General features: G+C 66.0%; 9 protein-coding genes and 1 pseudogene. 6 read left to right on the forward strand and 4 right to left on the reverse strand.

What is annotated here, in order from left to right; all coding sequences use genetic code 11:
* Positions 1-237: 237 nt before the first annotated feature.
* Complete coding sequence (locus tag Y704_RS0111995) at positions 238-882, reverse strand: response regulator transcription factor (RefSeq protein ID WP_026550302.1); 645 nt, start codon at positions 880-882, stop codon at positions 238-240.
* A 25-nt stretch (positions 883-907) separates the two neighbouring features.
* Between Y704_RS0111995 and Y704_RS22820 the strand changes: the two genes are divergently transcribed.
* Positions 908-1,909, forward strand: a complete 1,002-nt coding sequence (locus Y704_RS22820; RefSeq protein ID WP_253904316.1) for a hypothetical protein — start codon at positions 908-910, stop codon at positions 1,907-1,909.
* 199 nt (positions 1,910-2,108) lie between these two features.
* Here the strand turns inward: Y704_RS22820 and Y704_RS0112005 are convergent, their stop codons facing one another.
* Positions 2,109-2,345, reverse strand: a complete 237-nt coding sequence (locus Y704_RS0112005) for a helix-turn-helix domain-containing protein (protein WP_026550303.1) — start codon at positions 2,343-2,345, stop codon at positions 2,109-2,111.
* 231 nt (positions 2,346-2,576) lie between these two features.
* Here Y704_RS0112005 and Y704_RS0112010 point away from each other — a divergent pair, with 231 nt between their 5' ends.
* Genes Y704_RS0112010 through Y704_RS0112025 form a run of 4 tightly spaced genes read left to right on the forward strand, consistent with a single transcriptional unit; the run spans position 2,577 to position 10,935 of the window.
* Positions 2,577-3,239, forward strand: coding sequence for a hypothetical protein (locus tag Y704_RS0112010; RefSeq protein ID WP_026550304.1), 663 nt, complete (start codon positions 2,577-2,579; stop codon positions 3,237-3,239).
* The gene (locus tag Y704_RS20905) at positions 3,236-4,561 is read left to right on the forward strand and encodes a CpaE/TadZ family protein (protein ID WP_035772589.1); all 1,326 of its coding nucleotides are present in this window, start codon (positions 3,236-3,238) and stop codon (positions 4,559-4,561) included. The genes Y704_RS0112010 and Y704_RS20905 overlap by 4 nt, the downstream gene beginning before the upstream one ends.
* Positions 4,562-4,608: 47 nt before the next feature.
* Entirely contained in the window at positions 4,609-9,441 is a 4,833-nt protein-coding gene (locus Y704_RS0112020) for an NAD-glutamate dehydrogenase (RefSeq protein WP_026550305.1), read from the forward strand.
* A 15-nt stretch (positions 9,442-9,456) separates the two neighbouring features.
* Positions 9,457-10,935, forward strand: a complete 1,479-nt coding sequence (locus Y704_RS0112025) for a sensor histidine kinase (RefSeq protein WP_026550306.1) — start codon at positions 9,457-9,459, stop codon at positions 10,933-10,935.
* 181 nt (positions 10,936-11,116) lie between these two features.
* Here Y704_RS0112025 and Y704_RS0112030 read toward each other — a convergent pair whose 3' ends face one another.
* The gene (locus Y704_RS0112030) at positions 11,117-11,365 is read right to left on the reverse strand and encodes a WhiB family transcriptional regulator (RefSeq protein ID WP_026533500.1); all 249 of its coding nucleotides are present in this window, start codon (positions 11,363-11,365) and stop codon (positions 11,117-11,119) included.
* A 253-nt stretch (positions 11,366-11,618) separates the two neighbouring features.
* Between Y704_RS0112030 and Y704_RS0112035 the strand changes: the two genes are divergently transcribed.
* Entirely contained in the window at positions 11,619-12,041 is a 423-nt protein-coding gene (locus Y704_RS0112035; RefSeq protein ID WP_026550307.1) for a hypothetical protein, read from the forward strand.
* Here Y704_RS0112035 and Y704_RS24550 read toward each other — a convergent pair.
* A pseudogene (locus Y704_RS24550) lies at positions 12,038-13,444 on the reverse strand (hypothetical protein); the annotation flags it as partial. The gene Y704_RS0112035 and the pseudogene Y704_RS24550 overlap by 4 nt on opposite strands.

The following is a 13,444-nucleotide window of genomic DNA, read 5'->3' on the forward strand; positions in this document are numbered from 1 at the left end:
TCCTCGTCATGCCAACGGATACGACGGTGCTGGCATGTCCCACGGCTCCAAGGCTCGGCATCCACGTTACGGCCGATCTCGACGGCGGGTTCCCGCCCTTATCCGGCCCCTATTAGCGATATCCCTGGCGCCTATCGAATCCCGGTGACAGCACCCCCCGGATCATCTATGACAGGGGGAATAAATCATGCCGCGACCGACAGGCCAGCAACCCCATCCTTGCTCATCCAGGGGCTACTAAAAAGGTAACGGGGGGGGTCCCAGCCCCACCCCCCGGGCGAGGACGACTGCCTCTGAACGGGTGGACACTCCGATCTTGGCGAAGACCGATGAAATGTGGTTGCCCACCGTCTTGGGTGCAATCGACAGCTGCGAGGCGATGGCTGAGTTACCGGCACCCGTTGCCATGAGGTGCAGGACCTCGCGTTCCCGGCTGGTCAGCGTCGGCAGGAGTTGAGCCGGGGCTGACTTCGACAAGCTGCCCAGGACTTTGTCAGCAATCTCGGCGCTGAGGATCACTTCGCCGGCAGCGACTGCACGGATAGCCCGCTCTATCTCCTCCTGCTCGGCGCCCTTGAGGAGGTAGCCGCGGGCGCCCGCATCGAGCGCCTCGGCGATGAGCCCGTCCTCATCGAACATGGTCAACACCAGGACGGCCGCGGCAGGATGCTGGCGCAGGATCTCGCGGGTGGCCTGCACGCCGTCCAGCTGTGGCATGCGCAGGTCCATCACCACGACATCGGGACGGGCAAGGGCTGCCTCGCGAACGGCTTCCCGCCCTGTGCCTGCCTGTCCCACTACGGTCATCCCGGGTATCGACTGGAGCAGGGATGCGAGACCGCTGCGTACCACGGGATGGTCGTCCGCAACCAGAACACGCACAGGTCCTCTGTCCGCGGCTGATGGGGTGCCCAGGCGTCCGACCTCCCCGACCCCTGAGACGGTGCGGACCGGGATAGTCCTCGCGGCGTTCCTGGGCCTTGTCGATATCGTCTTCGGCGGAATGCAGGTGGATCCGACGCAGGTCGTGCCGGCCGCCGTCGGCATCTTTTTGATCGTGGCAGGAGTCGGCACCATCGCGGCCGCGCCGTTCGCGTGGCGGGGTGCACCCTGGGCGCGGTACGTGATGATCGTGCTCCGGCTATTGTCCGCGATGACAGGGCTTCCGGCCTTCTTCATCCCGGGCATCCCTGCGGGATTCGTCGTAGCAGCTGCCGTGGGTATTGTGCTCGCCGTACTCGTCGCGGTTCTGATGCTGCTGAATGTAAGGGCCCCCCTGCGTAGGGGGACACGTGGCGACACACGTCGTCCCTCCGATGTTCGCGCCCTGGACCGCTGGGCAGCAGCACTGCTGATGCCGATCGGCCCGGCTGCAGTGGCAGTTCTACGCTTCGTCATCCCGCCACACCCGATCGGCGAATCTGTCGCCGCCAACCCGGATTCCCAGCGCCTCGTACTTGCCTTCGGCGTGGTGGCGATCCTGACCCTGCTGCCGGGTGCATTCGCGGCCGTCCGGCTCGTCCGGCTCTATGCGCCGATACTCAGCGTCTGGACGGCGGCATTCCTCATTCCCGGCTATCTGGGAATGACGGCGCTGCTGGCGACCGACGCAGTCGCGATGGCCGGCACGGACCTCGGGATGGATCCTGCGATGGTGACGAGGCTGAACGCGGCCGTCCTGGCTCTCCCGTCTGTGGACATTCTCTTGTCCATCTTCATCCTGGGCCACATTGCCGGTGTGGTGCTTCTGGGCGTAGCCGCCTACCACGAGCGACTGATGCCTCGGTTGGTGGCCCTTCTGCTGACCGTGTCCCAACCTCTGCACCTGACGGCTGTGCTGCTGGCAAGTCCGGAGCCTGATCTGCTCGCGTGGGGCCTGACCACTTTGGGTATGGCGTACCTGGCGTGATATCTGGTGGGACTGCCCGACGACGAATGGGAGCGTCGCCCCGCCGGAAAGCGCCATGCCGTTCCCGAAGAAGCTCGCCGGCCCGACCGCATGCCGACGTGATGGAAGGCCCCCGCAATTCTGCGCCACGGGCTCGCCCTGGTCGACTGCTGACCTGGGATGAGTCCCGAGGAACAGTGATACCTCGTCGGCGACCGGGTTACGAGCGGCTTCCGTCGCCCACCTGGTGTCCTGATTTCTCGATCGAGGCCGCCGTGCGCTCGTAGGCGCCGGAGATGTACTCTTCGAGTTTATGGGCCTCCACCCGCCATTGACCCCTGCCACCGACCTGAATGGCCGGCAATTCACCAGAGCGAACCAGGGCATAGGTCTGGGACGAGGAAATGTTCAGGACCTCACCGACATCAGCCAGGGTCAGGAACCTCTTCTCAGCCATCAGCCCCGCACCAGCGCGGGGGTCCGGGATGAACTCATGGTCAAACTCCCGCCCACGTCCGCAAGCGTGGGGAACCGTTTCTCAGCCACGACAGCCGCCTTTCATTACCGGATGAAACGTCGACCTCATGATGTCACTGCTGACCGACGTTCGACAAAGTTATCCACACTTGGGGTGTATCCGACCTCCATGGGCTAGCTTTGTACGCGGCGGAGGGAACAGGTGAGCGCTGTGTCGACGAGCAGTGTACGTAGCAGCAGCAGCAGGACGGGCGACGCGGAACGGCTGAAGAAGCCTTCCTGGCGTGACCCGCGTCTCCTCGTGGGCCTTCTCCTGGTCCTCGCATCCACCGCGGGGATCGTTGCCCTGATCGGAAGCGTGGACAGGACCACGGAGGTCCTTGCCGCCAAGAGTGACATCGCTGTGGGATCACCCCTGGTGCCCGACGATTTCGATGTGGTTCCCGTGCGTCTTGGTGACCTTGAAGAGTGGTATGTGCTCGCCGCGGATGGGCTGCCGGAGAGGCCCATCGCCACCCGTCTGATCAAAAAGGGTGAACTCGTCCCCACGGGCACAGTGGGCACTGCCGATGAGCTGGACCGCAAGCCGGTTGGACTCAGTGTTGCCGACCCGCTTCCCACGGGCACGGCCGCTGGAGCGAGAGTGGATGTCTGGGTATCACTTCGGGGCCAGGGGACCGCCTTCGACAAGCCGGTGCTCCTCCTGGAGGCGGCCGAGGTATCGGAAATCACCGTGAATGAATCGGCGCTCGGCGCCAACTCCTCCACGCTGGTCCACGTTCTCGTTGACGACCGGGCAATGCCGGATCTTCTGAACGCGCTGTCGAACGAGGCCGCAATCGCAGTAGTCCTCAATCCGGGGGGCGATCCGTGAACATCCCCGTCATCACTGTCGGGGCCGACGCGGGCGACCACGTCGCGGGCCTGGAGAGGCTGCGCGGTCCGGTGACGGTGGTACGGCGGTGCGAAGAGCTGTCGGAACTGATGGCGGCCTGCCAGAGCGGACTGGCGCGAGCCGCCATTTTCGCTCCCCGAGCCGGCGAACTGACCCTGACCATGCTCGAGCGGCTCCGCGCAGCGGGCGTGGCAGTCGTGGCGCTCACCGACGGTACGCCCCAGCCCCACCTTGACCAATTGGGGGTGCGCCAGGCGCCGGTGTCCTCGACCTCGGAGGCGCTTGCCGCCGTCGTGGCTTCGGTGGTCGAGGATTTCGTTGCCCGACCACCGGAACGGGAACGCGCTGCGGGTTACTCAGACCTCGGAGCCGCACTGCAGTCCGTGCGCACCCCGGAGAGCGCCGGACACGAACTGCCGGGTGAAGGAAAAATTATTGCAGTATGGGGGCCGGCAGGTTCCCCGGGCCGGACTACGGTCGCCGTCAATATGGCGGCGGAACTCGCTGCCGCCGGAAGCACGGTGTTGCTCATCGACGCGGATACCTACGGCGCAAGTGTCGCTGCCTCACTCGGGCTTTTCGATGAGTCCGCAGGACTGGCGCAGGCCTGCAGACTCGCCGACCAGGGCGGATTCGGGACGAAGGAGCTTGCCAGGGTCATGACGAGCGTGGTCATCCAGGGAGGCCGGCTCGGGGTGCTGACAGGGATCACCCGGCCGGACCGCTGGCCCGAACTCAGGCCTGCGGCGCTGGCCAGGGTACTGGACAACGCCCGCACGAGCGCTGCGGTGACGGTCATCGACTGCGGGTTCTGCCTGGAGACCGACGAGGAGCTGACCTTCGACACCGCTGCACCTCGAAGGAACGCAGCGGCCCTGCGGTGCCTCGAACTCGCTGACACCGTCCTTGCGGTCGGCGCGGCGGACGCGCTCGGGGTGCCGAGGCTGGTCCGGGCGCTCGCAGAGTTGCGTGAAGCGATCCCCACCGCGGTTCCGAAGGTGGTCTTCAACAAGGTCCGGGCCGGCTCGATCGGGCGGTCCCCTGAACGCCAGTTGCGCGAGGCCTGGGACCGGTTCGGTTCGTCCCACCCGATAACGGCTTTCCTCCCCGCCGACTTCGCCGCTGCGGACAAGGCGCTGTTGGGCGGTTCGGCACTGCTGGAAACGACGCCGTCCTCACCCCTGCGTGCAGCCATCGCCGGACTGGCAGATGTGCCGGTTGAACAACGCCGACGCGGCCGGGCTGGACCACGGAACAATGAAGTGACGTTTTTTGGGAAGCCGGTTAGTCTTCCAAGGTAAGAGGCCGCAAGGGAGCGGCCTTGCGATTCGTTTTGGAGGCGTTTTCCATGTCGTCTGGATCCAGCATCACGGACCAGTCCAGTTCAGACACAGTTCCCGAGGATTTTGTCGGGCATTACTATGAACACCTCGCGGCGGAGGACGCCGGAACCTACAGTGGGCAGACACTTCGGGACCGGGCGGCGAGACACCGCGAGCTCGCCACGAAGCGCGCACCGGGGCAGGCCGTGGTGGACGTCCTCGACCAGTCCGGCTCCAGCGTGGTTTTGATCGTCACTGATGACATGCCCTTCCTCGTCGACTCGGTCACTGCGGAACTGGTACGGCAGAACGCCGCAATCCGGCTGGTTGTCCACCCCACGTTCGTCGCGACGCGCAGCAGGGATACCCATGCGCTCTCCAGCCTCCAGCGGGTACCCTCGGTCGCGGGCGTATCGAGCGGTGACACCGCAGCCCTGCCGAATATCGCCGACTATGTTGCGCTGGGCAGCCAGAGCGCCCACATCGAGTCCTGGATATCGGTGGAAATCGGGAAGGTCGCCGATGATGCCGGGCGTTCCGCCGTCATGCAGGGCCTGCTCGGAGTACTCGAGGATGTCCGTGCCGCAGTTGAGGACTGGCCTGCGATGCGCAGCAAGGTCCGGAGCATCGGGGCATCCCTCGGATCTACGGAGGGTGGGGCCGACATCCCGGACCTGCAGCAGGCCCGGGAGCTGCTCACGTGGCTGGACGACGGAAACTTCACGTTCCTTGGCTACCGGGAGTACGACCTCGTCGTCGAGAACGGGGTCGATGCCCTTCGAGCGCGGGGCTCCAGCGGTCTCGGCCTCCTGCGGCGCGGGGGTGACAGCGGTCAGGCGCAGCAGCTCACGCTGGCGGGGCGAGCGAAGGCAAGGGAGAAGCGGGCACTCGTCATCACCAAGGCCAACTCACGCTCCACCGTGCACCGCGCCGCGTACCTCGACTACATCGGCGTCAAGAGCTTCGACGACCAGGGAAACGTCACCGGAGAGCGCAGGTTCATCGGGCTGTTCGCCACCAGCGCCTACACCGGCTCCGTCCGCAATGTGCCGATCGTCCGGGACAAGGTGTCGGAAGTGCTGACCCGGTGCGGGTTTCCCGCCGATTCACACTCCGGCAAGGACCTCCTGACCATCCTTGAAACCTACCCGCGCGACGAACTGTTCCAGATCGACGTCTCGGACCTCGTGGCGACGGCGCTGGGCATCCTCCGCCTCCAGGAGCGTCGACGCACCCGCCTGTTCCTGCGCCCCGACGTCTACGGCCGCTTCATGTCCGCCCTCGTCTACCTTCCCCGTGACCGGTACACCACGAGCGTCCGCCTGCGCTTCGAGGAGGAGTTGCGCACCACCTTCCATGCTGATTCGATCGACTTCGAGGCGCGGATGAGCGAGTCCGCGCTGGCGCGCCTGTTCTTCCGGATCCGTCTGACACGCGGCGACGAAGTAGCGGAGGTAGATTCCGCTGCCCTGGAGGAGCGGCTGGTCCGGGCCGCGCGCTCGTGGCCCGAGGGGATCACCGAGGTTGCCCATGGCAGGTTCCCGAGGGAGTCGGCCGAGCGGCTGGCCGGCCTGTGGGCCGAAGCTTTTCCGCCGAGTTACCGTGTCGACTACGAGGTGGAAGACGCCCTCGAGGACATCGAGCGCTTCGAGTCCCTCGACCGGTCCGCCGGCGGAGCTCCCGGGATGCATATCTACGTTCCGGCAGGGGGAGGGAACCAGCGTGAGGAGGATGCGCGGCTCAAGCTCTACCTTCCCGAGTCCAAGAGCCTGAGCCAGATTCTACCGTTCCTCCACAACCTGGGTCTGGAAGTGCTCGACGAGCGCCCCTTCGAGATCCAGCGCGCCGACGGCCAGGCCTACTTCCTCTACGACCTGGGGCTGAAGTACCCGCAGGGCGTCGACCCCGAAGCGACCGCTTCCCTCCTCAAGGAGGCCTTCGCCGCCGCCGTCGTCGGCAACAGCGAGTCGGACGCGTTCGACCGCCTGGTGCTCAGGGAGCAGCTCGGCTGGCGCCAGGTCCTCATCCTGCGCAGCTATGCCAAATACATGCGCCAGATGGGGAACACGAATTCGTACGGCTTCGTCGCCGATACGCTGCTGCGCAACGACGTCGTCAGCCGTGCTCTCGTGGCCCTGTTCGAGGCACGGTTCGACCCCGCCGAGGGCAGCCGCGAGGAGCAGGCCGGGCGTGCGCGGTCGGCGCTCGACGCGGGGCTCGAACAGGTCCCCACTCTTGACGCGGACCGCGTGCTGCGCACCTTCGCCAACCTGATCGAGGCGACACTGCGCACCAACTTCTTCCAGGGCAAAAGGCACGTCAGCCTCAAACTCGATACGCCGATGGTCGAGGGAGCGCCGTTTCCCCGGCCGAAGTTCGAGATCTGGGTGTATTCGCCGCAGGTGGAGGGTGTGCACCTGCGCTTCGGTGAGATCGCGCGCGGCGGTCTGCGCTGGTCCGACAGGCGCGAGGATTTCCGCACCGAAGTACTCGGACTCGTCAAGGCGCAGACCGTCAAGAATGCCGTCATCGTTCCGAGCGGGGCCAAGGGCGGCTTCTTCGCGAAACAGCTTCCGGACCCGTCCGTCGATCGGGCGGCATGGCTGGCGGAGGGCCAGTCCAGCTACCGCACCTTCATCCGCGGACTCCTGGACATTACCGACAATCTTGCGACAACCGACGGACAGGAAGTCGTGGTTCCACCGGACAGGGTCATCCGGCATGACGGCGATGACACGTACCTCGTCGTCGCTGCAGACAAGGGGACGGCCTCCTTCTCCGACATCGCGAACGAACTGTCCCTCGAATACGGCTTCTGGCTCGGTGATGCCTTCGCTTCGGGCGGTTCGGTAGGCTACGACCACAAGGCCATGGGGATCACTGCCCGCGGCGCCTGGGAATCGGTGAAGCGGCATTTCAGCGAGTTCAACCTCGATACGCAGACGCAACCGTTCACCGTCGTGGGGGTGGGTGATATGAGCGGTGATGTGTTCGGCAACGGCATGCTGCTGTCCGAACACATCCGGCTCGTCGCGGCCTTCGACCACCGCCACATCTTCCTGGACCCGAACCCGGACACTGCGGCATCCTTCGCCGAGAGACGCCGACTTTTCGGGCTCCCGCGCTCGAGCTGGGAGGATTACCACGCCTCACTCATCAGCCAGGGCGGGGGAATCTACCCCCGCCAGGCGAAGTGGGTGCCGGTCTCCGACGAGGTGCGCGCGGTCCTGGGAATCGAAGGATCGGCCGCACGCATGAGCCCTCCCGAATTGCTGCGGGCCATCCTCCACGCACCCGTGGACCTGCTGTACAACGGCGGGATCGGGACCTACGTCAAGGCAGAATCGGAAACCCATGCGGAAGTCGGTGACCGCGCCAACGATGCCATCCGCGTCAACGGCGGTGACCTGCGGGTGAAGGTGGTGGGCGAAGGCGGAAACCTCGGGATGACCCAGCGGGGCAGGGTCGAGGCAGCCCTGGCCGGGGTTGTCCTCAACACTGACGCCATCGACAACTCCGCCGGCGTGGATTGCTCGGACCACGAAGTGAACATCAAGATCTTCGTCGACCGCATGGTGAAGATCGGTCGTCTTTCAGCGTCCGAGCGGCCAGGATTCCTGGCTTCGATGACCGATGAGGTGGCGGACCTCGTGCTGCAGGACAACGTGGACCAGAATGTCCTGCTGCTCAATGACCGGCAGCGGGTCGTGGAATGGAGCCCCAGCTTCGAGAGGCTGATGGACTGGCTCGAGCGGAAGGCCGACCTCGACCGCACGCTGGAGGCCCTGCCGACAACGGCGGAACTGCAGGCGCGACTCGAGACGGGGCAGGGCCTCACCTCACCCGAACTGTCGGTGCTGGCGGCCTACGCGAAGATCGAGTTGACGAAAGCCCTCACCCGAAGCAACGTCGCCGACGATCCGTGGTTCTCCGGGACCCTGCGGCGATATTTCCCGCGGCAACTCGTGGAGCGGTTCGACGATGTGCTGGACACGCACCCGCTGCGGCGCGAAATCATCGCCACGGTGGTGGCGAACGACATGATCAATCTCGGCGGCATCACGTTCGCCTTCCGCGTCATGGAGGAGACCTCGGTGCCGGAGGTCGTCATTGCGAAGGCTTTCGTGGCGCTCCGTGAGATCTATGACCTCGATGACACGGTGCGCGCCCTGGCGGAACTGCCGGCGGGCTTCCCGACCGACCGCTGGTCCACCGTCCACCTCGACCTGCGCCGCCTCCTCGACCGGGCCGTGCGCTGGTTCGTCAACCATGTGGAGCAGGGCACCACCGTGGAACAGGACATCGAGGCGTTCAAGCCCCTCATCGCACCGCTTCGGTCACGGCTCGCACATTACGTCCGCGGCTGCGATCTGGTGCGCGTGGAACAGTGGAGCGCCCGCGCCGAGGAGTGGGGGCTGCCCCGGGAGATCGGCCAGCACTGGGCGGAGCAATTCGAATCATTCGCACTGCTCGACATCGCGATCAGCACGAGGCGTGTGGACGAACCGGTGGAGGAGATCGCCAGGGTGTACTACGCCGTCTACGACCGGTTCGAGGTGGACAACCTCCTCGAGCGGATCACCAGGCTGCCCCGCAGCGACAGGTGGCAGGCGCTCGCCCGGGCGGCACTGCGCGACGATTTGTACTCGACCGTTGCCGACATCTCGGTTGCGGTGCTCCGGGCCTCCGTCGGACTGCGCGGTGGGGATCCGGGCCTCCGGCTGAAGGAGTGGGAAGCGCAGAACGCTGACCAGCTGACGCGTGCCAGCAATATGTTCGCCGAGGTGAACCGCCTGGAGCGGGACGACATCTCCTCGCTGTCGGTTGCGCTCCGCCTGCTGCGTTCCATCGTGCGCTGAGCCCGGAGGAAAGAGATGGCAATGTTTGCTGACCCGATACGGGAGTACGCGGGTTTCGGGCCGGGCGATGCCGAGTGGCTTCACCTGCTGGTCGGGGACTGGCAGATGGTTGCGGACCTTGCGTTCGCGGATCTCGCGCTGTGGTTCCCCCTCGAGGGGGGTGGCTACGTGGCCCTGGCGCACGCCCGGCCATCGACGTCGCACACGGTCTTCCACAGCGACTTCGTGGGGGAGCGCATCCGGGCCGACCTTCAACCGCTGGTCGACCATGCCTGGACGACGCAGCGGATCGAGCGATCCGGCGAGACCAACTGGACCACCGAGATGGCGATGCGGGTCGAGGCAGTTCCCATGGTGAGGAACGGCAGGACCCTGGCGGTGGTCACGACGCACATGGACCTGTCGAGCTCGCGCATGCCGTCCCGGCTCGAACTGACGTACCGGCAGTGCGCCTACGATCTCCTGCGTATGGGAACGTTGGGGCTGTGGCCCGACTTCGCGACACCGACGGGTTCCCGCCGCGGGGCGCCCCGGGTAGGAGACGGCCTGATCCGGCTGGATGTCGACGGGATCGTGCAGTACGCCAGCCCCAACGGAGTCTCGGCATTCCGGCGCCTCGGCGATGTCGAAACGCTCGAGGGCCGGCCCCTGGCGGAGATCACCACGGCCCTGCTCAAGGACGGGCGGATGGTCGATGAAACGCTGCCGCTGGTCGTCACGGGACGGATGCCGTGGCGCACGGAGATCGGATCGAAGGGAGTAAGCCTGTCCCTGCGTGCCATTCCGCTGCGCGACGAGAAGGAACGCTTCGGGGCCCTTGTCCTGTGCCGGGATGTTTCCGAACTCCGACGCCGCGAGATGGAGCTCGTCTCCAAGGACGCCACCATCCGTGAGATCCACCATCGCGTGAAGAACAACCTTCAGACCGTCGCCGCGCTGCTGCGGATGCAGTCCCGCCGCATGGTCAGTGATGAGGGGAAACTGGGCCTCGAACAGGCGATGCGGCGGGTGTCGACCATCGCCCTGGTGCACGAGACACTGTCCCAGGGTCTGGCGCAGAGCGTCGATTTCGATGAGCTGATCGAGCGTCAGTTCCGCCTCTCGGCTGAGGTTGCGTCGCCGTCCCAGACGGTGCGTACCGAGCGGAAGGGAGATTTCGGCGAACTGCCCAGCGATTTCGCGACGCCGCTTGCGCTCGTCATCAATGAACTGGTCACCAACGCCGTCGAGCACGGGCTGTCCGAGCGGGCCGGTACGGTCTGGCTGCTGGCCAACCGGCGGACCGCCGATGACGGTGAGGAGATCCTTGAGGTCACGATCGCCGACGACGGTGTCGGGCTTCCGGCTGCCGGGCACGCCGAGGGATTGGGGCTCCAGATAGTGCGGACCCTGGTCACCAGCGAACTCGGGGGAAACATCGCGTGGAGCGCGCGGCTCGGGGGAGGCACCTCGGTGAGTATCGAAGTGGGCCTCAGCCATAACCAGGGCTCCTGAGCGGGACGTCCAGGGCGGCCCCAGACTGCGGTGGCACCCTGCGTGAGCGTTCGCAGCCCGCCCCTCAACGCAGAGGGACCGCCCGGAGGCGGTCCTTCTGCTATTTTACCGTCGGGCTGCTACGGGGCTGCATTCGTCAGCCCGAGGGCGGAAGCGCTGCGAGGAGCCGCCCCCGGCACTATCAGGATGCCCTGCGCGCCCGGGCGGCGCGGCGCTTCAACGCGCGGCGCTCGTCCTCGCTCAGGCCACCCCACACGCCGGCATCCTGACCGGACTCGATCGCCCATTGGAGGCAGGTATCCATCACCTGACAGCGACGGCAAACGCTCTTGGCCTCTTCGATCTGAAGAAGCGCCGGTCCGGTGTTACCGACCGGGAAGAACAACTCCGGGTCCTTGTCCAGACACGCAGCGCGGCTACGCCAATCCATGCTAATCACATTCTCCTCTGACCCGCTGCTTGTGAAGAAGTACACGCTTGTGAAAAAATTCACGAGGGGTCTCATAGTAAAGGGGCCGAATTTGGCCCCCGCTTTTATCTGCTATTAAGGCTGACACGTTACCCCCTGGTAAACAAGGGGTTGCATGCCGCCAATTGCAAGTAATGGTGAGCGATACGTCACAGGCCTTGAAATGCCGACCGGGCACGCGGCGTCGGTCGGCTATCTCCGGTAGGGTGCCAGAGTGCCGATACCCCAGGATCCGATGCCTGTCCGACGTCCCGTCGCGGTGGTGGTCATTGCAGTCATCCTCCTCGCTGAGGCGTTGGCCGTTGCGGCCCTGATGGTCGGCTACCTCGCCACCCTCCTGGGACCGGACCCGCTGTCGGTTGGGGGAGCGGTGTTCATGATGGTCTTCCTTATGCTGCTTGCCGCGGGCATTCTGGCCGCGGCCGGCGGACTCCTGCGCGGCTACCGGTGGCCCAGGACGCCGTCGGTGGTACTTCAGGTCTTCCTGATCATCTTCTCCGTGTCCTTCCTGTCGGCGGGAGCCGTCCCGGCGGGCATCCTGCTGCTTGTTCCTTCGGGTACCGCACTGCTGTTGCTGTTCACCACTCCGGTGGTCGCGTTCACCGTGCAGAAGACCGGGGACACGAAAACGCTCTAGCCGGCCTCCGCTGTGGACCGGATTGCCCGGGGATCCGGCGCCGGAACCCGGGGCGGGACCCTGAAGACCTGAAGCTCCACGGCGCTGCCCTGCTCCACGGCGAAGGCCCGCCCTGGTCCCGGACGCCCATCAAGGTCAAACCGCACGCCGAAGAAGTCGCCGTCCGATGGATTTCGGGGAGCGAGATAAAGGCCCCTTCCCGAGGCGCGGGCCTGCAGCGCCAGCGGATTGCGGGTCAGCAGCGGTGAGCCGGGACCTGACGCCAGTACTGCGGCTGCTCCCAGTGCGACCCAGGAAGCCAGCACCTGCTGACACTCCGCGGGCAGGGTGTCGGCATCGTCCACGAGGAGCACGCAACCAGCCGGATCCGGGCTTCCGCTTCCCACGCTGCGCCAGGAGGAGGCCGGCTCGTTCGTGGCGGGCCTCAGGACCGTTGTGTCGGAGCCGGTCCGGATGCCCTGCTCGATGACATCGAGCAGGTTGGTCCGGCCCGACCCGCGGGCACCCAGTGCCAGGAACGCGCTGCCGGCGGGCAGCCGCAGGGGAAAACGGTCGAGGTTGTCACCCGACACGCCGAGGTCCACGGACAGTCCTCCACCGTGCACTTTCTCCCTTCCGCGAACCGGGAGGTCGACCAGCGCCGGAAGGGCTGCAACCGTGAAGGGCAGGGCCGCGGGTGACGGGCCGGAGCCCGTCAGGTGCAGGCGTTCGGTAACGAGCTGGGCGATGGCACCCCGGCCCGGATTGATCCGCCCCTGCACGAAGCCCCTGCCCTGGAACGGCTCCATCTCGGGGAGCTTCGGCCATGCCGAGAGCGATTCAGCGGTGGCACCGGCCGGGAAGTAGATCCGATTCGGCAGAAGGCCGAACAACCGGCTGGACACGAGTTCGCGGTTCCCTGTCAGAACGACAGTGATGCCTGCTGCTTCTCCGTCCCGAACGAGATCCTGCAAGGAATCTTCCGCCCATGCGAAGCGGCTGTTCCGGAAGAGACTGGCCCAGCGGCCCCATGCGGAGACAGCCAGGAGGATCCGGGCCCGGTCCGGACCGCTGCCGTCGGCGAGCCTCGAGGAAAGGAGGGAGGTGAGGCGATCCAGAACGCGGGCGGCCCGCTTGACCTCGTGGCCACCCAGATAGGCGCCCGTCTGATGCCTCGCGGCGACGAAACCCAGGGTGGAATCGCCGTCGAGGACATACAGGTGGGTGTCGGGAAGTACCTGCAGGCACTCGGTGAGGGCGTGTGCCAGGGAATCCGTTCCTCCTGCCCGGGAGCTTCCGACGAGCCCGAGGTGTGAATCGGTATCCGGCGCCCAGACCAGCTCCCGCTGCGACTGCTGCTCAGGCAGATCGAGCACACCGAGGTGGAGTTTCCCGGGTTGCCGCCGACGAGCCGGCACTGGCTC

This window comes from Arthrobacter sp. Br18, assembly GCF_000520555.1.
In the GTDB taxonomy this organism is placed as follows: Bacteria; Actinomycetota; Actinomycetes; order Actinomycetales; family Micrococcaceae; genus Arthrobacter_D.

Bases quoted from the DNA above. Each gene is read 5' to 3' on its own strand.
- Y704_RS0112005 (WP_026550303.1), bottom strand. From the start codon at position 2,345: ATGGCTGAGAAGAGGTTCCTGACCCTGGCTGATGTCGGTGAGGTCCTG.
- Y704_RS0112030 (WP_026533500.1), bottom strand. From the start codon at position 11,365: ATGGATTGGCGTAGCCGCGCTGCGTGTCTGGACAAGGACCCGGAGTTG.
- Y704_RS0112025 (WP_026550306.1), top strand. From the start codon at position 9,457: ATGGCAATGTTTGCTGACCCGATACGGGAGTACGCGGGTTTCGGGCCG.
- Y704_RS0112020 (WP_026550305.1), top strand. From the start codon at position 4,609: ATGTCGTCTGGATCCAGCATCACGGACCAGTCCAGTTCAGACACAGTT.